Source organism: Citrobacter sp. Cpo061 (assembly GCF_030332845.1).
Classification (GTDB): Bacteria; Pseudomonadota; Gammaproteobacteria; order Enterobacterales; family Enterobacteriaceae; genus Citrobacter; species Citrobacter portucalensis.
Window position 1 is genome coordinate 557,023 of record NZ_JAOWHB010000054.1, and the last position, 20,479, is coordinate 577,501.

Here is a 20,479-nt window from a genome sequence, read left to right on the forward strand (position 1 = left end):
CCGTTAGCTACGTAGAACAACTATTATGCGTCAGATTTCCGGCTGTGGAAGTCAGTAACTGAACAACGTTGTCTTAATTTAAGTGATTAATGTGGATTCACCTGACAAATCAGCCTGTTTTACTTGTCGCTTTACGGTAAACATCCGACAATTTGCCAAAACCTGGTAAAAATGGAGATGCCTATGACCACCGCCTTCTTTGTCGCTGCCGACTGGCTTGCCGAACACATTGACGACCCGGAAATACAAATTCTTGATGCCCGGATGGCACCTCCAGGACAGGAAGATCGCGATGTTGGCGAGGAGTATCGTGCGGGCCATATTCCTGGCGCAGTATTTTTTGATATTGAAGCGCTTTCCGATCATACCTCACCGCTACCGCATATGATGCCACGCCCCGAAGCCTTTGCCGTTGCGATGCGCGAGCTGGGCGTTAATCAGGATAAGCATCTGGTTATCTACGATGACGGTAATCTGTTTTCCGCGCCACGCGCATGGTGGATGCTGCGGACATTTGGCGTCGAAAATGTCTCCATTCTGGCAGGCGGTCTGGCAGGCTGGAAGCGCGATGAGTTAATGCTCAAGGAAGGCGATGAGGATTTACCTGAAGGTGAATTTAACGTGGCCTTTACGCCTGACGCAGTTGTGCGCGTTACCGATGTACTGCTGGCCAGTCATGAAAAAACGGCGCAGATCGTCGATGCCCGTCCGGCTGCGCGTTTTAATGGCGAAGTTGACGAGCCGCGTCCTGGTCTGAAACGTGGTCATGTGCCGGGTGCGCTTAACGTACCGTGGACAGAACTGGTTCGTGACGGCGAACTGAAAACCACCGATGAGCTGGATGCTATTTTCTTCAGCCACGGCGTGAGCTTTGACCGCCCTATTATCGCCAGCTGCGGCTCCGGCGTAACGGCTGCCGTCGTCGTGCTGGCACTTGCCACGCTGGGCGTTTCTGACGTCGCATTGTATGACGGCGCATGGAGCGAATGGGGAGCGCGCAACGATTTACCGGTAGAACCGCAATTATAAAGCTGGAAAAGCCGGATAGCGCTTCGCTTATCCGGCCTACAATTTAGATAATCCGGTTCTGTTTAAAGTCGCGCAGGAAACCGCCCCAGCGGCGTTCGTAGAACGGTGCGATATGCTCAGTGATAAAGTGGCTCACGCCCTTCTCACCCTTCTTCACCTGGCAGATATCAATAGGTTCATCGCCCGGCAGCGTATCGGTCGCGACGCTGCCAGCAGCGTGGATGATCTCTTCAATATCCCCTTCCGCTTCAATACCAATCAGCAGATTCGGCTGGGCTTCCGCGCTTTCTTTGATTGAGCAGAGAAACGCGCGTTTTACCGGCTTAATGGTTTTAAACAGCGTAGTCAGCGAGTCAATCATCTGCGCCGGTGGTTCAGCGACTTCAGAGAGGATCAGCGATTCACCACCTTCCAGTACTTCCTGGGTGCTGAGCGGATTCCCCTCTTCCCCCATCAGCAGGCTGATTTCACGCGGCATAAATTCTTTGCCGGTCGGCAGTTTCGCGTTGAGAAAGAGCGTTTCGCCGAGCGTCATTTCAAACAACGTACGCACCGGCATAACGACAAATGCTTGCTCATCTTCCACCGCCTGCTGCAGGGCTTCCAGAGAAGTGAAGAACGGGATCACGGTCGTTCCGTCTTCTTTTTCCCAGTGCTGCAGGTCGAGAGCGCTGTCTTCAACCACCGCCTCGCCTTCTGCGGCAGTACCCGGCACCCAGACTGTGGATTCCAGTAAAGTACGGAAAAATGCCGGACGATGCGCAGGCTCTGTTGCCGCTTGTTCCAGCAATGTTTCTAATTCGTTTTTTGTTTCGGACATAAGTATCACAAATTGGATGAATACATGTAGGCCGGATAAGCGTAGCGCCATCCGGCAATACAGTAATAAATTATGCGGTCAGCAGATTCGCAATCGTGCGCACACCCAGACCGGTTGCGCCCGCAGACCACTGCTCAACCGGCGCTTTGCGATAGGTTGCAGAGCAGTCGATATGCAGCCAGCCCTGCTGGTAGTTTTCCACGAAATGGGACAGGAAGCCCGCCGCGGTGCTTGCGCCAGCCGGGTAAGCCGCGCTACCGGTGTTATTCAGTTCGGCAAAGTTCGACGGCAACTGGCTACGGTGAAACTCTGCCAGCGGCAGACGCCAGAACGGTTCGTTTTCTTGCGCCGCACTTGCCAGCAGGCGAGCAGCCAGCTGATCATCAAAGCTAAACAGCGCGTGGTAATCGTTGCCCAGCGCGGTTTTCGCCGCGCCGGTCAGCGTGGCAGCATCAATGATCAGTTCCGGTTTCTGCGCACTGGCATCGATCAGGCCATCGGCCAGCACCAGACGTCCTTCGGCATCGGTATTCATCACTTCAACTTTTTTACCGTTGCGATAGTGAATAATGTCGCCGAGCTTAAAGGCGTTGCCGCTAATCAGGTTATCCGCGCAGCACAGATACAGCTTCACGCGCTTGTTCAGACCACGGGTGATGGCAAATGCCAACGCGCCGGTGACCGTTGCCGCACCGCCCATGTCGGACTTCATTGAGTCCATAAATGCGCTTTGCTTGATGCTGTAACCACCGGAATCAAAAGTAATTCCCTTACCAACCAGGCAGGCATAAACCGGGGCTTCTTTGTCGCCTGTTGGGTTGTAGTCCAGCGCCAGCAGCACTGGAGGACGTTCAGATCCGCGACCCACGGTATGCAGGCCCATGTAGTTCTGCTCGCGCAGATCTTCACCTTTGGTGATGCGGTAAGAGACATTATCGCACGCGACGGAGCACAGCAGATCAACAGCGCGCTGCGCCAGCTGTTCCGGGCCCAGCTCTTCTGCCGGGGCGTTAATGGTATCGCGCACCCAGTCAATAATCTTCAGACGGCTATCCAGCTCTTTGCGCTGCGCTTCGTCCAGAGCGGCCCACTCAACTTTGCGGGTGCCTTTTGGTCCCTTATAGCCCTGCCAGAACGCCCAGCTACGTTCGGTATCCCAGCCTTCACCGTCCAGTTGAACGTGTTTAATACCCAGGCCGTCGATTTTACGCGCAGCACGCTGGATAAGGCCGAGGTCATCTTTTCCGTTCAGGTGCAGGGTAATGCCGTCATTATTAATGCTGTATGTCGCCTTTTCACCCCAGCGGGCATCGGCGGGTTGCGTGGAAAGCGTAATTTTCATGGCTTCTGTCATTTTATTTATCCTTATTTTCGCGCATACAGGAAAACGGGCCACCCGTGGGCAGCCCGTTGACTTATTCGGCTTCGTCCAGCCAGACCAGCAAAATGGCCTCAAGGATTTTTTCGTTCGATGCCTGAGGATCATCATCGAACTCTTCCAGGTCACAGATCCACTGGTGCAGATCGGTGAAACGAACGGTCTTGGGATCGAGATCGGGGAAAGCGTCATACAGCGCCTCGCCGATTTCGCGGCTATCGGTCCACTTCAGTCCCATACTACCCTCTGTTAATGCTCACGCGCATGATTGATTGTGTAACGTGGGATTTCGACCACTAAATCGTCCTCGGTTACCCGCGCCTGACAGCTTAAACGGCTCTCCGGCTCCAGTCCCCAGGCTTTATCCAGCATGTCGTCTTCTTCTTCTGTGCTTTCCGGCAAAGAATCAAAACCTTCACGCACGATGCAGTGGCAGGTAGTGCAGGCACAGGATTTTTCACAGGCGTGTTCAATCTCGATCCCGTTACGCAGGGCAACGTCGAGAATGGTTTCGCCGGTCTCAGCTTCCAGAACTGCGCCATCGGGACAGAGATCCTGATGAGGCAAAATAACAATCTTTGGCATATTAAACCTCGTCCACGGAATGGCCTTTCAGCGCGCTACGGACGGATTTGTCCATGCGGCGAGCAGCGAATTCCTGGGTTTGTTTGTCTACGTTTTTAATGGCTTGTTCTATCGCGTCAACATCGTCACCCTGTGCAACCTCGCTCAAGTGCGCGGCGGCGGTGTCGATAGCCTGACGTTCTGCGGCGCTTAACAGCGCGGCATCAGCGTTCAGCGCACCGGATAAACTCTCCAGTACGCGTGCCGCTTCGACTTTCTGTTCTGCCAGCATACGGGCTTTAACGTCCTGCTCGGCAAAACTCATCGAATCCTGAATCATGGAGGCGATTTCACTGTCGGTCAGACCGTAGGACGGTTTAACCTGGATTGAGGACTCAACGCCTGTGGATTTCTCCATGGCGGTGACGCTCAGCAGCCCATCGGCATCCACCTGGAAGGTCACGCGGATATGTGCGCCGCCTGCTGGCAATGCCGGGATGCCGCGCAGCGCAAAACGCGCCAGTGAACGACAGTCCTGCACCAGCTCACGCTCGCCCTGCATCACGTGAATGGACATCGCGGTTTGGCCATCTTTAAAGGTGGTAAAGTCCTGCGCGCGCGCCACTGGGATAGTGGTGTTACGTGGGATCACTTTCTCCACCAGACCGCCCATGGTTTCCAGTCCCAGAGACAGCGGGATAACGTCCAGCAGCAGCATTTCGCTGTCCGGTTTATTTCCGACCAGAATATCCGCCTGGATTGCCGCACCGATAGCGACCACTTTGTCCGGGTCAATAGAGGTCAGCGGCGTACGGCCAAAAAATTCACCGACGCGTTCACGTACCAGAGGCACGCGCGTTGAACCGCCAACCATCACCACTTCCAGCACATCTTGCGGCTCCACGCCCGCATCTTTCAGCGCGCGACGGCAGGCCAGCTGCGTACGCTTGACCAGTGCGGAAATGAGTTCATTAAAGGTTTCACGGGTGATTTCACCCTGCCATCCTGCCACGTTAACCGTTACAGAATCAGCGTCGCTAAGTGCGATTTTCGCTGCAATCGCGGCATCCAGCAGTTCACGCTGTACGCGGTTATCGCTGCGATCGGCCACGCCCGCCTGCTCGCGAATATAATCGGCCAGCAGATGGTCAAAATCGTCGCCGCCGAGCGCGGAATCACCGCCGGTCGCCAGCACTTCAAACACGCCGCGGCTCAGGCGCAGAATAGAAATATCAAACGTACCGCCGCCAAGATCGTAGACTGCGATCACGCCTTCCTGACCGGAGTCCAGACCATACGCGATCGCCGCTGCGGTCGGTTCGTTCAGCAGACGCAATACGTGCAGGCCCGCCAGACGCGCGGCGTCTTTGGTCCCCTGACGCTGTGCATCGTCAAAGTAAGCCGGAACGGTGATTACCACGCCGTCCAGTTCGCCGGACAGCGATTCGGTAGCCCGCGCGGCCAGCGCTTTCAGAATATCAGCGGAGACGCGCACCGGATTAAGCAAACCGGCAGCGGTTTCAATCATCGGCAGACCGTTTTCGCTCGCCTGGAACGTATATGGCAGATGCGGGTAACGCGCCTGGATATCCGCCAGAGAGCGGCCCATCATGCGTTTTACCGAGCTAACGGTGTTTGCCGTATCCAACGCTGCATTGGCGCGGGCATCGTAACCGACAGAGTAGCCCTGCTGCTGATAGTGAACCACTGACGGCAACAGGTGGCGACCTTCATGGTCTGCCAGCGTTTCGGCCTGGCCGCTGCGTACGGTAGCAACCAGGGAGTTGGTGGTGCCTAAATCGATACCTACCGCCAGACGACGCTGGTGCGGCGCGGCGCTCAGACCAGGCTCACTAATTTGTAATAAGGCCATTTTCGCTTCCGGAAATTAAAAATCGAGCAGTTTTTCTTCGAGTTGTTCTGCACTGCTTCGCAGTTTATCGAGAAAACGCAGCTTACGCACGGTATCTGCCGCTGCGTCCCACGTCTCGCTATCCAGCTGTTCCACCATCAATTGATGGCGAACGTTATACATTCCGCTGACGCGTTTCATAAACGCATCTAAACGTTGACTGTCTTTTGCCTGTTCAATCTCGTCCAGCTCTTCACGCAGCTCAAGTTGCTCCATCAGGAACGCGGTATCGCGCACCGTGTGCTGCTCGCTGCGGATATCAAAACCGTGTAAAGACAATAAGTATTCGGCGCGCATCAAAGGATGACGCAGCGTTTGCCAGGCCTGGTTGATAGTGGCGGACTGCGAAACCGCAGCAAGTTGTTCCGCCTGGGAACCGCTGGCGAATTTATCAGGATGATACTGACGTTGTAGATCCTGAAAACGTAGGCTCAGCGCCTGAGTATCGAGCTGATAACGGGCCGGTAAGCCAAAGAGGGTGAAGTAGTCCATAACATTCTCAGGGCATCGATTCTCTGTTGTTCGATGAGGCAAAACCAGAGAGTCAGGTAAAACAAACCCCACGCGCAGGCGACCACGGTGGGGTTATCAGTAAGCGCGTTACACGTGGAAGCTTTCGCCGCATCCACATTCGTCTTTCACGTTCGGGTTAGTGAACTTAAACCCTTCGTTCAGACCTTCTTTGACGAAGTCTAACTGCGTACCGTCGAGGAATTGCAGGCTCTTACCGTCGATCACGACTTTTACGCCTTTGTCTTCAAACACGGTATCTTCAGCCGCCGGCTCGTCAACAAATTCCAGTACATAGGCCATACCTGAGCAGCCGGAGGTTCTCACGCCCAGACGCAGACCAAACCCTTTACCGCGGTTTGCCAGGAAGGTATTTACACGCGCTGCTGCACTGTCGCTTAAGGTAATCGACATAATAAAACCTCAACTCTTAATTATTTTGCTTCACGTTTGCTTTTGTAATCCGCAATCGCGGCTTTAATCGCGTCTTCAGCCAGAATAGAGCAGTGAATTTTCACCGGTGGCAGTTCAAGCTCGTCGGCGATATCGGTGTTTTTAATCGCCTGTGCTTCGTCCAGAGATTTCCCTTTTACCCATTCGGTAACCAGAGAGCTGGAAGCAATAGCGGAACCGCAGCCGTAAGTCTTGAAACGCGCGTCTTCAATGATACCCTCATTGTTGACTTTGATCTGCAACTTCATCACGTCGCCACAGGCCGGTGCACCCACCATGCCGCTGCCCACGTTCTCGTCGCTGTTGTCAAAAGAGCCCACGTTACGTGGATTCTCGTAATGATCGATTACTTTTTCGCTGTAAGCCATGCTGAATTCTCCTTATCGGTACCGATTAGTGATGTGACCATTCAATGCTGTTCAGATCCACGCCCTGTTTGAACATTTCCCACAGCGGAGAAAGGTCGCGCAGGCGGCCGATGGAGTTGCGAACCAGATTGATGGCGTAGTCAATCTCTTCTTCGGTAGTGAAACGACCTAAAGAGAAACGAATTGAGCTGTGTGCCAGCTCGTCGGTCATCCCCAGCGCGCGCAGCACGTAGGATGGCTCCAGGCTTGCAGAAGTACATGCAGAACCGGAGGATACAGCCAGGTCTTTCAGCGCCATAATCAGCGACTCGCCTTCAACAAAGTTGAAGCTGACGTTGAGAATGTTCGGTGCGCCCTGCTCGAGGTCACCGTTGAGGTACACCTCTTCCATATCTTTCACGCCGTTCCACAGACGGTTACGCAGACTGCGCAGGCGCGCCATCTCGGTTTCCATCTCTTCTTTAGCGATACGGTATGCTTCACCCATGCCGACGATCTGATGCACAGGCAGCGTACCGGAACGCATACCGCGCTCGTGACCGCCGCCGTGCATCTGCGCTTCAATACGAATACGCGGTTTACGACGAACGTACAGCGCGCCGATACCTTTCGGACCATAGATTTTGTGGCCGGAGAAGGACATCAGGTCAACTTTCAGTTGGCTCAGATCGATAGGCAGTTTGCCCACGCTCTGGGTCGCATCAACGTGATAGATGATGCCGCGAGCACGGCACATTTCGCCGATAGTCGCGATATCCTGCACCACGCCGATTTCGTTGTTCACGTGCATGATGGACACGAGGATGGTGTCGTCACGCATTGCTGCTTCAAGTTCTTTCAGGTCGATAATGCCGTTACGCTGCGGGGCGAGGTAGGTGACTTCGAACCCTTCGCGCTCCAGCTGACGACAGGTATCCAGCACGGCTTTGTGTTCGGTTTTGCTGGTGATGATGTGCTTGCCTTTTTTCTGATAAAAGTTGGCTGCACCTTTAATCGCCAGGTTATCGGATTCAGTCGCACCGGAAGTAAATACGATTTCACGCGGGTCAGCGCCCACGAGGTCGGCAATCTGGTTACGGGCGATATCTACCGCCTCTTCAGCCTGCCAGCCGAAACGGTGTGAACGAGACGCTGGGTTACCAAAGTTTCCGTCCAGGGTCAGACACTGCATCATTTTCTCGGCAACACGCGGGTCCACCGGCGTGGTTGCGGAGTAGTCGAGATAGATCGGTAATTTCATTGCTCTATAAACTCCGTACATCGCTTCAATGCAAGGAATCAGGCAACCGGCTGGATGTACGACCGAGTTAACGGGGTGTGTAGCACCCCGGCCTGATTCTAAAATACTTTTATTATGCGCGTAACTTAACGTCGATCGCGTCTTGAGCACGATTAGTGCGTGGAGCGTCATGGGTATGCTGGCGACCAGACACATCCAGGACTTCCTGATTATTTACCAGTTCGCCCAACGTAATGTTGTTGAGGAAACCGGTCAGACGATCGCTCAGATCGCGCCACAGCGCGTGGGTCAGGCATTTATCGCCGCCCTGACAACCGCCTTTGCCCTGGCAACGGGTCGCATCTACAGACTCGTCAACAGCGCTAATCACTTCACCTACTGCGATGCTGCCGGCATCTTTACCCAGCAGATACCCGCCGCCTGGTCCACGTACGCTGGAAACCAGACCGTTTTTACGCAAACGGGAAAACAGCTGCTCCAGATATGACAGGGAAATTCCCTGACGTTCAGAAATATCAGCCAACGGTACCGGGCCCGTTTCGGAGTTGAGCGCAACGTCCAACATTGCGGTCACGGCGTAACGCCCTTTTGATGTCAGTCTCATGTCTTACTTAGCCTCAAACTCGCCCCTGCCCGGGGTTTTTTATTGTAAAATGGGGGTATTGCATAGCAGGGGCAAGTCTGACATTCCCGACTAAATCAGTCAACTATTTACTTGACTAATTTAGTCAGGTATTTAACCTTCAGTGCCATTTTCACTTGCCGGATGCGCTTCGCTTATCCGGCCTACGAATCGTGCGGCCTGTAGGCCGGATAAGCGAAGCGCATCCGGCATTAGTACAGTTACTTGCTTTTATTCTGCTGCTCGATTGAAGCTAAAATCCCGCGCAGGATGTTCAGTTCCTGGCTCTCTGGACGCGCACGGGTAAACAGACGGCGCAGCTTATTCATCACCTGCCCCGGGTGCCCTTCGCGGATAAACCCGGTCGACAGCAGCGTTTGCTCCAGATGACCGTAAAAACGCTCTAAATCATCGACCAGCGGATACTCTGCTTCTTCGTAATCTACGGTCTTGTCGCTTTCCTGCGTCGCCAGCCAGGCCATGCGCACCTCATAAGAGATGACCTGCACTGCCATCGCCAGGTTGAGCGAACTGTATTTCGGGTTCGCGGCAATGGCGACGTGATAATGGCACTTCTGCAGCTCTTCGTTGGTCAGACCAACACGTTCACGACCAAAGACCAGCGCCACCGGCGAGTTCGTCGCTTCAGAGACACTTTTTAAACCGCATTCACGCGGATCCAGCATCGGCCACGGCAGCGTGCGGGAACGCGCACTGGTGCCTACCACCAGGCTACAGCCCGCCAGCGCTTCATCGAGCGTATCGACGATCTGCGCGCTGCCGATCACATCACTGGCACCCGCTGCCAGGGCGATGGCCTGGGAGTCCGGTTTAACCAGTGGATTTACCAGCCACAGATTGGTTAAACCCATGGTTTTCATTGCGCGGGCTACAGAGCCCATGTTGCCAGTGTGAGAGGTTTCCACCAGCACGATTCGAATATTTTGCAGCATTGTATTTCTTCGGCTAAAGATTATTCGGGCATATTATCATAAAACGAAGACATATTCCGAACTCGCTGCTATACTCTGCGCCGTTTTCCCGTTCTTTAACATCCAGTGAGAGAGACCGATGCATCCGATGCTGACCATCGCCGTGCGCGCAGCGCGCAAGGCGGGTAATGTAATTGCCAAACACTACGAAACCCCAGACTCTGTAGAAACCAGCCAGAAAGGCAGCAATGATTTCGTGACTAACGTCGATAAAGCCGCCGAAGCGATTATTATCGAAACGATTCGCAAATCTTACCCACAGCACACCATCATCACCGAAGAAAGCGGTGAACATGTTGGTGAAGATTTGGATGTTCAATGGGTTATCGATCCACTGGATGGCACCACCAACTTCGTAAAACGTCTGCCGCACTTCGCGGTATCCATCGCAGTACGCATCAAAGGCCGTACTGAAGTCGCCGTTGTTTACGATCCAATGCGTAACGAACTGTTCACCGCAACCCGTGGCCAGGGCGCACAGCTGAACGGCTACCGCCTGCGTGGCAGCACCGCCCGCGATCTGGATGGCACCATCATCGCCACCGGTTTCCCGTTCAAAGCCAAACAGCACGCCGCTTCTTACATGAAAATTCTGGGCAACATGTTTACCGAATGCGCGGACTTCCGCCGCACCGGTTCTGCTGCGCTGGATCTGGCCTACGTTGCCGCAGCCCGCGTTGACGGTTATTTCGAAATTGGCCTGCGCCCGTGGGATTTCGCCGCAGGTGAACTGATTGCCCGTGAAGCTGGCGCACTGGTTTGCGACTTTACCGGTGGTCATAACTACATGGCGACCGGCAACATCGTTGCAGGTAACCCGCGCGTAGTGAAAGCCATGCTGGCTAACATGCGTGATGAACTGAGCGATGCGCTGAAGCGTTAATCGTTTGATGCCGGATGGCGGCTAGCGCCTTATCCGGCCTACCAGGGAATTCCCCGTAGGCCTGATAAGCGAAGCGCCATCAGGCATTCATCCTACAACAGTGCTAAAACGGTCTTATCCCTCGCCCCACCGGCACCGCACTCATCCACATCACTACCGCAGCAGTGATCAGCACCGCACCACCGGCTAATGCCAGCGTCGTCCAGCCAATCTGTCGCCACAATACCGGCGCTTTATGCCCGCTAAGTTTCACCGCCAGCGAGCGGAAACTGTGTACCAGCAGAGCCAGTGACGTAATCGTCAAAGAGGTTCCTGCCGCCATCGCCAGCGCCGACGCCATACCCCAGCTAAACACGCCAACCACTTTGCTGAACAGTAAAACCATGATGGCCCCCGAGCACGGGCGCATCCCCATAGACAGCACGATCATCAACCGGGCACGCCAGTCATCACCATTTTGCAGCTGTTCAGGATCGGGCAAATGCTGATGCCCGCAGCCGCAACCCTCGTGATGCACATGATGCGGCGTGAAGGCAGTGAATTTTGGGCGGCGCAGCAGCTGGCGCAATTTCTTCAGCGCACGGACGCACAATAAAACACCCAACACGCCAACCAGAGCATAACTCCCTTTCTCCAGCCAGAAACTACTCATATGTAGCTGTCGTGCAGGCAACTGCAAGATGGTAAGCACCACAACCACCAGTCCGATAGCGACCAACCCCTGTAATAAAGATGAGGCCAGCGTCAGGCCAATACTCGACTTCAGCTTCGAGGGGTGCGTTGCCAGCCAGGTGGTAATAACGATTTTTCCATGTCCCGGCCCCAGCGCGTGCAGAACGCCGTAGAGAAAACTAAATAGCAGCAGCGATCCCCCGGCCTGGGCCGGCCTGGCAGCAACCGCTTTCAGCAACCCGCTCATCTGTTGGTTAACGTCGCGCTGCCAGACGACACTTTTCATCATCACCTGCGGCCAGGCCTGCCATAGCCACAGTATGCCGCCTGCCGCCAGCAGCAAAAAGACAGCCAGCGGCCATAGCATGAGCCAGCGACGTCTGGCTGCGCGTTGTTGATACACTACTGACATTGCAGCGTTACCGTCTGTGCAAACTGTTTACCCAACTCCATATCCTCCGGCGGTGCGTCTTCTTTATCCAGCGACTGCGCAAAGCTCAACGTTTGTTCATTGGGCGTCGGCGTATGTACTGAAATCAGGCATTTTTGGCTTATGGACTGCCCCAGCCTGGCGTCGCTATCTTTGTCATAGCTCATATCAACGTAGTAGGTCGGGTCGAAGGTTGAAATGGTATATTTTTGACCACTCAGCGGCTGAGCTTCGGCCAGCGGCAAAACGAACGTCAGCACTGCCTGGTGTTCCTCCCGCGACATGCCATATTCCGTCGGCCTGTTTTTAAACTTTACCTTTTTCCCGTCGTGCCACACTTCGGTGAAATAGTGCTGCCCGAGAACGTTGGCCATCACTTCCGCCGCCAGTTTCTTCCAGATCTCATCACCAGGTTTGGCATTTCCCGCATCGTAAAGCAGATCCGCCGAGGTAATTTCATCCATCGTCCAGCGCATTTTCAGCGCGACGAACTGGTCATTCTCGCTCACTATCTCAGTTTTCAGATGGATAAAGCTGTGGGGATGCGCGCCTGCGCCAAAGGACAGAACAGCGAGAAACAACGTGATAATGATACGTTTAACGCCTTGCATGAGTGCTCCACGATGAAAATCTACACCGCCACAAATAATGATGCCGGGTTTGGCGAAAGTGTGCTGAGGATACCATTGAACGAAAAAATATTGAGCACCCTTTTCCGGTATCGATTCAGTTCTCAATTTCGATAATTTCTTCTTCGGGAAATTCCCCCCAAACACCTTTTAGGCGTCAAAACTTAAGCCAAATGATAACAAAATGTTAATTAATAGTTTCATTTTAATATTTAATTAACACTTAATTTGAAAACCTGAATGTAAAACTATGCAAATTTAACTAATTATTAACCATTTTATTTCTATAAATTCACAATAATGGGCGCATATCACATTTACCAAACTTATGATTCATTCCCTCTTCCATTCATTGTTAACTTCACGCCGTGACATGTCCTGCCCCCTACGAAAGGTACAACTATGAAATTCAAACTCGCATTACTCAGTGCAACCCTGGTTTCTGCATGCATGTTGTCCGGCACGTCCTTTGCGGCGGAAAAATATGAAATTGCTGTGGTTGCCAAAGTCACCGGGATCCCATGGTTTAACCGGATGGAAACCGGCGTAAATGAAGCAGCAAAAAAACTGGATGTGAATGCTTACCAGACCGGACCTTCAACGCCGGACCCGGCGCAGCAGGTGAAAGTGATTGAGGATCTGATCGCCAAAAACGTTAATGCGATCATCGTGGTGCCGAATGATGCCAAGGTCCTTGAGCCGGTACTGAAAAAAGCGCGCGATAAAGGCATCGTGGTGTTGACGCACGAATCCCCGGATGAGCAAATTGGCCAGTGGGATATCGAAACCATCGATAGTGAAAAATACGCACAGGCTAACGTCGATGAGTTAGCGAAAAATATGGGCGGCAAAGGCGGATATGCCATCTATGTTGGTTCGCTGACGGTCCCACTGCATAACGCGTGGGCGGATTATGCAATTAAGTACCAGAAAGAAAAATATCCGGAAATGTTCGAAGTCACTTCACGTCTGCCGGTCGCGGAAAGTATCGATAAATCCTACGCCACAACGCTGGATCTGATGAAAACCTACCCGCAGATGAAGGGCATTATCGGCTTCGGCTCGCTGGGTCCAATCGGTGCGGGTCAGGCTGTGCAGAAAAAACGCGCCAAAGATAAGATCGCCGTCGTCGGGATCGCCATGCCAGCGCAGGCAGCACCTTACCTGATGCGCGGTGATATCAAAAAAGCGCTGCTGTGGGATCCAAAAGACGCGGGCTACGCGCTGGTCACCGTTGCCGATCAGCTGTTGCAGGGCAAAGAAGTGAACGCCGATCTGAGTATCGATGGTTTAGGGAAAGCCGATATCGACACGGAGAAGAAAGTGATCCGCTTTAACAAGATCCTCGAAGTCACCAAAGACAACGCACAATCACTTGGTTTCTAAGGCTTTAGCCAACACCAGGGAACCTTAACGCCGACCGCCTGGTCGGCGCTATCAACCAAACTAACACTCAGCGTCCCCCCGGACGCGCGCAGGGGTATTGTCCATGGCAGACACCACCGCATTTATCACTCTTGAGAATATCAGCAAACAATTCCCGGGCGTGCTGGCGCTGGATAACGTGAATCTGACGCTGAGAAAAGGCGAAGTTCACTGTCTGGCGGGTCAAAACGGCTGTGGTAAAAGTACCATTATTAAAGTGATCTCCGGGGTTTATCACCCAGAAAAAGGCGCGCAGATTTTACTTGATGGCAAATTGTTCCATCACCTGACGCCGCAGCTCTCTTCGCATTATGGCATTCAGGTTATTTATCAGGACCTGTCATTGTTCCCCAACTTTAGCGTCGCAGAAAATATCGCGGTCAACCGCTATCTGCCGGGTGGCGATATCTGGGTGCGTCGCGGCGCCATGAAGCAGCAGGCGCTGGCAGCCATGAAACGTATTGGGGTGAATATCGATCCCGATAAAAAAGTTGAAAAACTCTCAATTGCTGATCGACAGCTGGTCGCCATTTGCCGGGCGATTGCCGCCGATGCGCGTCTGGTGATTATGGACGAGCCCACCGCCTCGCTAACCCGCCAGGAGGTTAATGGCCTGCTGCGAGTAGTTAATGAACTGAAAGCGGCCGGAATTTGCGTCGTGTTTGTCAGCCATCGTCTGGATGAGGTGATGGAAGTGGCTGACCGCATCAGCGTAATGCGCGACGGCAAACTGGTGGGCACATACCCTGCCAGCGAACTCGACAGCCACGAGCTGGCCTTCCTGATGACCGGACAACGCTTCCACTACAGCCCGTTGCCGGAAAGGCCCGCGATTGAGCAAGAGCCGCTGCTTGAGCTGCGCAATCTCAGCCGCAGAGGTAAATACCAGAACATTAATCTGTCGCTGCACGGCGGCGAGATCGTCTCCATTGTTGGTCTGCTGGGTGCCGGGCGCACTGAGCTTTGTCTGAGCCTGTTTGGTATGACGCACCCGGAAAGCGGCGAGATTCGCATTAACGGTCAGCCGGTTACTCTGCGCAATAACCATGATGCCATCCAACACGGGATCGGCTATGTCTCAGAAGATCGCCTGACGCAGGGGCTGATCATGGAGCAGTCGATCTACGACAACACCATCGTCACGGTGTTTGATCAACTGCACACCGGTAGCGGTCTGCTCGATCATCGTAAAGCGCAAAAGTTGGTCGCCGATTTAATCCGCGAACTGAATATCAAAGTGTCCGATCCGCACCTGCCGGTCAAAACCCTTTCCGGCGGTAATGCCCAGCGTATCGCCATTGCCAAATGGGTGGCGACCAATCCCCGCATCCTGATCCTCGACTCGCCTACCGTCGGCGTGGATATCGCCAACAAAGAGGGTATTTACCAGATAGCCCGCGATTTGGCTGAACAAGGTATGGCGGTGCTGATGATTTGCGATGAAATCCCGGAAGCGTATTACAACAGCCACCGTGTGCTGGTAATGCGTCGCGGCAAGCTGGTGGCGGAATTTAATCCTCATCAATGCCGTGAAGAGGAGATTGCTGAAGTGGTCGAGGTAATCAATGAATAAGATGCATCTCTCCCGTTTAATCGGGCAACATGAGTTCTGGCTGGGCCTGCTGGTTGTAGCCCTTGCCGTTGGGCTGAGCATCAGCACCGACGAGTTCTTGTCTTTGGGGAACCTGACGGATGTGGCCACCAGCTACGCGATTCTCGGCATCCTGGCCTGTGGGCTGTTTGTAGTGCTGATTTCCGGTGGGATCGACATCTCATTTCCGGCGATGACCGCGATAGCCCAGTATGCAATGGCCAGTTGGGTTATCGGTCACGGCGGCAACTTCGCGCTGGCGTTAATCATCGCCATTGCGGTGGGCCTGCTGCTTGGGCTGATCAACGGTTTTCTGGTCTATTGGCTACGCGTTCCGGCAATCATCATTACCATCGCCACGCTGAACGTCTACTACGGTCTGCTGGTTTACGCCACCAAAGGCACCTGGCTGTACGGCTTCCCGGACTGGTTTATGAACGGCATTAACTGGTTCTCGTTCACCGCGGCGGATGGCTACGACTACGGTTTGACCCTCCCCCTGCTGTGCCTGGCGGCGGTGATCATTTTTACCGCCGTGCTGATGAACTATACCCGTCTTGGCCGTCAGGTTTACGCCATGGGCGGCAACCGCGACGCGGCCTCGCGCCTGGGGCTGAATCTGCTGAAGCTGCATTTTTACGTCTATGGCTACATGGGCATTCTGGCAGGCGTTGCCGCCGTGGTTCAGGCGCAAATCACCCAGTCAGTTGCGCCCAATTCGCTGCTCGGCTTTGAGCTGACGGTGCTGGCGGCGGTAGTACTCGGCGGAACCAGCATGAGCGGCGGGCGCGGTACGTTGACCGGAACCCTGCTCGGCGTGGTTCTGCTGGCCTTCTTACAAAATGGCCTGACGCTGCTCAGCGTCTCCTCTTACTGGCACACCGTGTTCAGCGGCGCCATTATCCTGGTCAGCATTAGCGCCACGGCCTGGAATGAAAAACGCAAACTGGCAAGGGAGCTTTGAGATGAAAACAATCGCCAGATTTTTACCCGGTGATGCCATCATTCGTCTGCAATGCGTGATTATTGTGATCGTCGCCCTGGTCTTCTCAGCCCTGCTCGGCAGCCGTTTCTTCAGCGTCGCTAACTTCCAGTCGATTGGCTCACAGCTACCAATCCTCGGCATGCTGGCTCTCGGGATGGGCATGACCATGCTGACCGGCGGCATTAACTTGTCGATTATTGCCGGTGCGAACGCCTGCTCGCTGGTGATGGCGGCGATTATCGTCACCCATCCGGATAACCCGCTGTTTCTGGTGCTGGCGCTGCTGGCAGGCGCTGCCGTAGCGGTGGCTATCGGCACGCTCAACGGTGCGCTGATTGCCTGGGTCGGGGTCTCGCCTATTCTCGCCACGCTCGGCACGATGACGCTTATCTCCGGGCTGAATATTCTGCTTTCCAACGGGACGGTGATTTCCGGTTTCCCGACCGCCATTCAGTACCTTGGTAACGCCACGATTGCCGGTATTCCGGTGGCGCTACTGCTCTTTTTCCTGGTGGCAATCCTGCTGTGGGTACTGCTGGAACACACCACGCTTGGGCGCAGCCTGTATCTCGTTGGTTCCAATGAACAGGCTACCCGCTACAGCGGCGTAAATACCGTACGGGTACAAATTTCGGTGTACGTGATTTCTGCCCTGCTCGGCTGGGTCGCCGCCATTTTGATGATGGCGAAATTCAACTCAGCTAAAGCCGGATACGGTGAATCCTACCTGCTGGTCACCATCCTTGCCTCCGTCCTCGGCGGTATCAACCCGGATGGCGGCTTCGGGCGCATTATAGGCCTGGTGCTGGCACTGATTGTGCTGCAAATGCTGGAAAGCGGCCTTAACTTGCTGGGGGTCAGCAGCTATCTGACGATGGCGCTGTGGGGCGCGGTGCTGATCCTCTTTATCGCATTACAGAATCGTAAAGCCTGATTTCAGGAGAAAAAATTATGGCAAGTTACTTTATTGGTGTGGATGTCGGAACCGGAAGCGCCCGTGCTGGCGTGTTTGATCTCAACGGCAGAATGGTCGGTCAGGCCAGCCGGGCCATCGAGATTTACCGCCCGCAGGCCGATTTTGTTGAGCAGTCTTCCGATAACATCTGGCAGGCGGTGTGTAACGCGGTTCGCGATGCGATTAACCAGTCGGATATCAACCCTATCCAGGTTAAAGGTCTCGGCTTTGACGCGACCTGTTCACTAGTGGTGCTGGACAAAGAAGGTAAACCGCTGACCATTAGCCCGTCCGGGCGCAGCGAACAGAACATCATTGTGTGGATGGATCACCGCGCCATTACTCAGGCCGAGCGCATCAACGCCCTGCATCATCGGGTGCTGGACTACGTTGGCGGCATTATCTCCCCGGAAATGCAGACGCCAAAACTGCTATGGCTGAAGCAACATATGCCCAACACCTGGGCCAATGCGGGATACTACTTTGACCTGCCCGATTTCCTGACCTGGCGCGCAACGGGCGATGACACACGCTCATTGTGTTCGACGGTGTGTAAATGGACCTATATGGGCCATGAAGACAAATGGGATGCCAGCTATTTCCGCCAGATTGGGCTGGAAGATTTGCTGGAGCATGATGCTGCCAAAATTGGTCGCTACGTGAAAACCATGGGCGAACCGCTCGGTCACGGGCTATCCGCGCGCGCCGCCAGCGAAATGGGGCTGATTCCGGGGACCGCTGTCAGCGTCTCGATCATCGATGCCCACGCCGGTACCCTCGGCACGCTCGGGGCAAGCGGTGTTTCCGGCGAGGTGGCGGATTTTGACCGTCGTATCGCGCTGATTGGCGGCACTTCCACTGGACACATGGCGATTTCCAAAGAGCCGCGTTTTATCGGCGGCGTCTGGGGCCCTTACTACTCAGCCGTGCTGCCAGAATACTGGCTTAACGAAGGTGGACAGTCAGCAACCGGGGCGTTAATCGACCACGTTATTCAGTCGCATCCTTGCTACGAAACCCTGCTGGCGCAGGCTAAATCTCAGGGGCAGACCATTTACGAAGTGCTGAATGCGCTGTTGCGTAAAATGGCCGGTGAACCGGAAGATATCGCATTTTTAACCCGCGATATGCACATCCTGCCCTATTTCCACGGCAATCGCTCGCCGCGCGCTAACCCAACGCTCACGGGCGCCATCACCGGACTGAAACTGTCACGTACGCCGGAAGATATGGCGCTACAGTACCTTGCGACCATCCAGGCCATTGCGCTGGGAACCCGCCATATCATTGAAACGATGAATCAAAGCGGCTACACCATCGATACGATAATGGCCAGCGGCGGCGGGACGAAAAACCCAATCTTCGTTCAGGAACATGCCAACGCCACCGGCTGCGCGATGCTGCTGCCTGAAGAGAGCGAAGCCATGCTGCTGGGTGGCGCCATGATGGGAACTATCGCCGCGGGCGTTTTCGAAACCTTCCCGGAAGCGATGTCGGCGATGAGCCGGATTGGTAAAACGGTTACCCCGCAAACAAATCGCATTAAGCAGTACTACGATCGCAAATATCGGGTATTCCACGAGATGTATCAGGATCATATGAAATACCGCCAGTTGATGCAGGAGGACGCATGAGCGACTCCTGGTCTCAGGCCACCGGCGTATTTCAGCTCTATAGCGATGCCCTGGCGGGTCTGGGGCAGCATCTGACTGAACCGCTCTGGCAGTCGCTGATGGCGGAGCTGCGCGGCTGTCAGGGGAAAATCGTCGTTACCGGCGTCGGTACCTCCGGCATCGCAGCGCGTAAAGTGGCGCATATGCTTGCGTGCGTGGAACGCCCAGCGATCTACCTCAACGCGACGGACGCGGCGCATGGCGATCTCGGTTTTTTACGCGCCAACGACCTGGTGATTATGCTGTCGCGTGGGGGAAATTCGGATGAACTCACCCGGCTGCTGCCCGGACTGACTGCGCGAAATGTGCCGATTCTGAGCGTGACTGAAAACGCCGATTCAGCCATTGCTAAAGCGTCGAGGCTGGTGATTTCCACCGGCGTCCAGCGTGAGGCCGACCCGCTGAACATGTTGGCCACCACATCAATTTTACTGGTGCTGGCTATCTTTGACGCCGCCTGCGCCTGCCTGATGAGCGAAAGCGGTTACTCAAAGGAGACTCTGTTGTCTGTGCATCCAGGTGGTGATGTGGGATTAACGCTGAGCCGTGGTAAGTAACGCCAGACAGCTGTTTCGGAGGTAATGAATCTGTTGCCTCCGGTATATTGCTACGTTCACCTTATGTTTTTCACTTCTCTGAAACGATACTGCCTGTGAACGTGTTAAGGGTACTATCGCCGTACCCTTAACAATCCCGGCTCCCCGCGGGAAAATTGTTGCTACGCAATACCCTCCGCTTATTCCTCCAGGCTACCGGGCCGGGCGCGAGGTAGCGTCCTTGCAAAGCGCGCCCTGAGCCAGCATCCATGCTGGCTCTCCCGGCCTTACGGAAACACGTCGGCAATTTTCAGCCGGACCAGCCCACACCTGACCATCTGCGTTTTTTGTTTAAACAGCAAAACGGGTTTCACTGGAAGTCAGAGCGTTGAAGCGATGACCCCGGTCCGGCTGAAAATCGATGAGGCGTTGACGGCTGACCGGGTCTGCCCGCATGGATGCGGGCAGAGTGGACGGTCTGCAGGGACGCAGGCTCGTCCCCGACCCGACAGGCAGACGGCATAAGACGAATGAATCGCATCGCGACGATTTTCCCGCCGGGAGCCTGGGATGCAAGGGAGGCGGCGGTGAGCCTCCCTTGCACGTTCACGGGTATCTATGATTCAGAGAAGTGATAACGCAGGGGTGAACGGAACCCCATAGCGGAATAAAATATTCTCCATCATGTTTAACATGACATGCAGTGCATCTCTGGCATATCTAAACAAAAGATAAAACAGTGAAAAAGCGGATTAACTCGCTGCGTTCCACTACCGCTATCTGTTCCGCACGTTAAAAATTCTGTGACGCTC

At 54.4% G+C, this 20,479-nt stretch carries 21 protein-coding genes; 8 read left to right on the top strand and 13 right to left on the bottom strand.

Features of this window, described 5'->3' with window-relative positions:
• The first annotated feature begins 183 nt into the window (after positions 1 to 183).
• Positions 184 to 1,029 carry a 3-mercaptopyruvate sulfurtransferase gene (gene sseA, locus OGX97_RS22815; RefSeq protein WP_048234730.1) on the top strand — a complete coding sequence of 282 codons (846 nt, stop codon included), beginning with the start codon at positions 184 to 186 and terminating at the stop codon, positions 1,027 to 1,029.
• A 43-nt stretch (positions 1,030 to 1,072) separates the two neighbouring features.
• On the opposite strand, the gene sseB is transcribed toward sseA, so the two are convergent.
• The 11 genes from sseB to trmJ form a co-directional block, all read right to left on the bottom strand.
• Positions 1,073 to 1,849 (bottom strand): enhanced serine sensitivity protein SseB, encoded by a 777-nt coding sequence (gene sseB, locus OGX97_RS22820; protein WP_016157136.1) that lies wholly within the window; start codon positions 1,847 to 1,849, stop codon positions 1,073 to 1,075.
• 70 nt (positions 1,850 to 1,919) lie between these two features.
• A complete protein-coding gene (gene pepB, locus OGX97_RS22825; protein ID WP_008785461.1) occupies positions 1,920 to 3,203 on the bottom strand; it encodes an aminopeptidase PepB in 1,284 nt (427 codons plus the stop codon).
• Between the two features lie 61 nt (positions 3,204 to 3,264).
• Positions 3,265 to 3,465, bottom strand: a complete 201-nt coding sequence (iscX, locus tag OGX97_RS22830; protein ID WP_003037694.1) for a Fe-S cluster assembly protein IscX — start codon at positions 3,463 to 3,465, stop codon at positions 3,265 to 3,267.
• Between the two features lie 11 nt (positions 3,466 to 3,476).
• On the bottom strand, positions 3,477 to 3,812 hold the full coding sequence (gene fdx, locus OGX97_RS22835) for an ISC system 2Fe-2S type ferredoxin (protein ID WP_003037690.1): 336 nt from the start codon (positions 3,810 to 3,812) through the stop codon (positions 3,477 to 3,479).
• Between the two features lies 1 nt (position 3,813).
• A complete protein-coding gene (gene hscA, locus OGX97_RS22840) occupies positions 3,814 to 5,664 on the bottom strand; it encodes a Fe-S protein assembly chaperone HscA (protein WP_279850716.1) in 1,851 nt (616 codons plus the stop codon).
• A 15-nt stretch (positions 5,665 to 5,679) separates the two neighbouring features.
• Positions 5,680 to 6,195: a co-chaperone HscB gene (hscB, locus tag OGX97_RS22845; protein WP_279850715.1), complete on the bottom strand. Its 516-nt coding sequence runs from the start codon at positions 6,193 to 6,195 to the stop codon at positions 5,680 to 5,682.
• Between the two features lie 108 nt (positions 6,196 to 6,303).
• A complete protein-coding gene (gene iscA / locus OGX97_RS22850) occupies positions 6,304 to 6,627 on the bottom strand; it encodes an iron-sulfur cluster assembly protein IscA (RefSeq protein ID WP_003835203.1) in 324 nt (107 codons plus the stop codon).
• 20 nt (positions 6,628 to 6,647) lie between these two features.
• Entirely contained in the window at positions 6,648 to 7,034 is a 387-nt protein-coding gene (gene iscU / locus OGX97_RS22855; RefSeq protein WP_002913991.1) for a Fe-S cluster assembly scaffold IscU, read from the bottom strand.
• Positions 7,035 to 7,059: 25 nt separating this feature from the next.
• Positions 7,060 to 8,274, bottom strand: a complete 1,215-nt coding sequence (gene iscS / locus OGX97_RS22860) for a cysteine desulfurase (RefSeq protein WP_003835233.1) — start codon at positions 8,272 to 8,274, stop codon at positions 7,060 to 7,062.
• Between the two features lie 112 nt (positions 8,275 to 8,386).
• Positions 8,387 to 8,878: a Fe-S cluster assembly transcriptional regulator IscR gene (gene iscR, locus OGX97_RS22865; protein ID WP_003037674.1), complete on the bottom strand. Its 492-nt coding sequence runs from the start codon at positions 8,876 to 8,878 to the stop codon at positions 8,387 to 8,389.
• Between the two features lie 239 nt (positions 8,879 to 9,117).
• Positions 9,118 to 9,849: a tRNA (cytosine(32)/uridine(32)-2'-O)-methyltransferase TrmJ gene (gene trmJ, locus OGX97_RS22870; protein WP_279850714.1), complete on the bottom strand. Its 732-nt coding sequence runs from the start codon at positions 9,847 to 9,849 to the stop codon at positions 9,118 to 9,120.
• Positions 9,850 to 9,967: 118 nt separating this feature from the next.
• Here trmJ and suhB point away from each other — a divergent pair, with 118 nt between their 5' ends.
• Positions 9,968 to 10,771: an inositol-1-monophosphatase gene (gene suhB, locus OGX97_RS22875; RefSeq protein WP_003835237.1), complete on the top strand. Its 804-nt coding sequence runs from the start codon at positions 9,968 to 9,970 to the stop codon at positions 10,769 to 10,771.
• 103 nt (positions 10,772 to 10,874) lie between these two features.
• Here suhB and OGX97_RS22880 read toward each other — a convergent pair whose 3' ends face one another.
• Together OGX97_RS22880 and OGX97_RS22885 are read right to left on the bottom strand one after the other, a co-directional pair.
• Complete coding sequence (locus OGX97_RS22880) at positions 10,875 to 11,855, bottom strand: nickel/cobalt transporter (RefSeq protein ID WP_279850713.1); 981 nt, start codon at positions 11,853 to 11,855, stop codon at positions 10,875 to 10,877.
• Positions 11,846 to 12,484 (bottom strand): DUF1007 family protein, encoded by a 639-nt coding sequence (locus OGX97_RS22885; RefSeq protein WP_279850712.1) that lies wholly within the window; start codon positions 12,482 to 12,484, stop codon positions 11,846 to 11,848. Before OGX97_RS22885 ends, OGX97_RS22880 begins: the two co-directional genes overlap by 10 nt.
• A 420-nt stretch (positions 12,485 to 12,904) precedes the next feature.
• Here OGX97_RS22885 and OGX97_RS22890 point away from each other — a divergent pair, with 420 nt between their 5' ends.
• From OGX97_RS22890 to OGX97_RS22915, 6 genes are all read left to right on the top strand, one after another.
• Positions 12,905 to 13,888 (top strand): autoinducer 2 ABC transporter substrate-binding protein, encoded by a 984-nt coding sequence (locus OGX97_RS22890; RefSeq protein ID WP_003037665.1) that lies wholly within the window; start codon positions 12,905 to 12,907, stop codon positions 13,886 to 13,888.
• 103 nt (positions 13,889 to 13,991) lie between these two features.
• Complete coding sequence (locus OGX97_RS22895) at positions 13,992 to 15,500, top strand: sugar ABC transporter ATP-binding protein (protein ID WP_008785466.1); 1,509 nt, start codon at positions 13,992 to 13,994, stop codon at positions 15,498 to 15,500.
• Complete coding sequence (locus tag OGX97_RS22900; RefSeq protein ID WP_008785467.1) at positions 15,493 to 16,482, top strand: ABC transporter permease; 990 nt, start codon at positions 15,493 to 15,495, stop codon at positions 16,480 to 16,482. Before OGX97_RS22895 ends, OGX97_RS22900 begins: the two co-directional genes overlap by 8 nt.
• 1 nt (position 16,483) lies before the next feature.
• Positions 16,484 to 17,437, top strand: a complete 954-nt coding sequence (locus OGX97_RS22905) for an ABC transporter permease (protein ID WP_279850711.1) — start codon at positions 16,484 to 16,486, stop codon at positions 17,435 to 17,437.
• A gap of 17 nt (positions 17,438 to 17,454) precedes the next feature.
• Complete coding sequence (locus tag OGX97_RS22910) at positions 17,455 to 19,092, top strand: FGGY-family carbohydrate kinase (protein WP_008785469.1); 1,638 nt, start codon at positions 17,455 to 17,457, stop codon at positions 19,090 to 19,092.
• The gene (locus tag OGX97_RS22915) at positions 19,089 to 19,688 is read left to right on the top strand and encodes a KpsF/GutQ family sugar-phosphate isomerase (protein ID WP_060683417.1); all 600 of its coding nucleotides are present in this window, start codon (positions 19,089 to 19,091) and stop codon (positions 19,686 to 19,688) included. The genes OGX97_RS22910 and OGX97_RS22915 overlap by 4 nt, the downstream gene beginning before the upstream one ends.
• Positions 19,689 to 20,479 lie beyond the last annotated feature (791 nt).

Excerpts from the sequence above, each read along its gene's own strand:
- OGX97_RS22915 (WP_060683417.1), top strand. The coding sequence starts at position 19,089 with ATGAGCGACTCCTGGTCTCAGGCCACCGGCGTATTTCAGCTCTATAGC.
- hscB (WP_279850715.1), bottom strand. The coding sequence starts at position 6,195 with ATGGACTACTTCACCCTCTTTGGCTTACCGGCCCGTTATCAGCTCGAT.
- iscS (WP_003835233.1), bottom strand. The coding sequence starts at position 8,274 with ATGAAATTACCGATCTATCTCGACTACTCCGCAACCACGCCGGTGGAC.
- OGX97_RS22880 (WP_279850713.1), bottom strand. The coding sequence starts at position 11,855 with ATGTCAGTAGTGTATCAACAACGCGCAGCCAGACGTCGCTGGCTCATG.
- iscR (WP_003037674.1), bottom strand. The coding sequence starts at position 8,878 with ATGAGACTGACATCAAAAGGGCGTTACGCCGTGACCGCAATGTTGGAC.
- OGX97_RS22910 (WP_008785469.1), top strand. The coding sequence starts at position 17,455 with ATGGCAAGTTACTTTATTGGTGTGGATGTCGGAACCGGAAGCGCCCGT.
- trmJ (WP_279850714.1), bottom strand. The coding sequence starts at position 9,849 with ATGCTGCAAAATATTCGAATCGTGCTGGTGGAAACCTCTCACACTGGC.
- OGX97_RS22885 (WP_279850712.1), bottom strand. The coding sequence starts at position 12,484 with ATGCAAGGCGTTAAACGTATCATTATCACGTTGTTTCTCGCTGTTCTG.
- sseB (WP_016157136.1), bottom strand. The coding sequence starts at position 1,849 with ATGTCCGAAACAAAAAACGAATTAGAAACATTGCTGGAACAAGCGGCA.
- sseA (WP_048234730.1), top strand. The coding sequence starts at position 184 with ATGACCACCGCCTTCTTTGTCGCTGCCGACTGGCTTGCCGAACACATT.
- OGX97_RS22895 (WP_008785466.1), top strand. The coding sequence starts at position 13,992 with ATGGCAGACACCACCGCATTTATCACTCTTGAGAATATCAGCAAACAA.
- iscX (WP_003037694.1), bottom strand. The coding sequence starts at position 3,465 with ATGGGACTGAAGTGGACCGATAGCCGCGAAATCGGCGAGGCGCTGTAT.
- iscA (WP_003835203.1), bottom strand. The coding sequence starts at position 6,627 with ATGTCGATTACCTTAAGCGACAGTGCAGCAGCGCGTGTAAATACCTTC.
- hscA (WP_279850716.1), bottom strand. The coding sequence starts at position 5,664 with ATGGCCTTATTACAAATTAGTGAGCCTGGTCTGAGCGCCGCGCCGCAC.
- fdx (WP_003037690.1), bottom strand. The coding sequence starts at position 3,812 with ATGCCAAAGATTGTTATTTTGCCTCATCAGGATCTCTGTCCCGATGGC.
- OGX97_RS22905 (WP_279850711.1), top strand. The coding sequence starts at position 16,484 with ATGAAAACAATCGCCAGATTTTTACCCGGTGATGCCATCATTCGTCTG.
- OGX97_RS22890 (WP_003037665.1), top strand. The coding sequence starts at position 12,905 with ATGAAATTCAAACTCGCATTACTCAGTGCAACCCTGGTTTCTGCATGC.
- pepB (WP_008785461.1), bottom strand. The coding sequence starts at position 3,203 with ATGACAGAAGCCATGAAAATTACGCTTTCCACGCAACCCGCCGATGCC.
- suhB (WP_003835237.1), top strand. The coding sequence starts at position 9,968 with ATGCATCCGATGCTGACCATCGCCGTGCGCGCAGCGCGCAAGGCGGGT.
- OGX97_RS22900 (WP_008785467.1), top strand. The coding sequence starts at position 15,493 with ATGAATAAGATGCATCTCTCCCGTTTAATCGGGCAACATGAGTTCTGG.
- iscU (WP_002913991.1), bottom strand. The coding sequence starts at position 7,034 with ATGGCTTACAGCGAAAAAGTAATCGATCATTACGAGAATCCACGTAAC.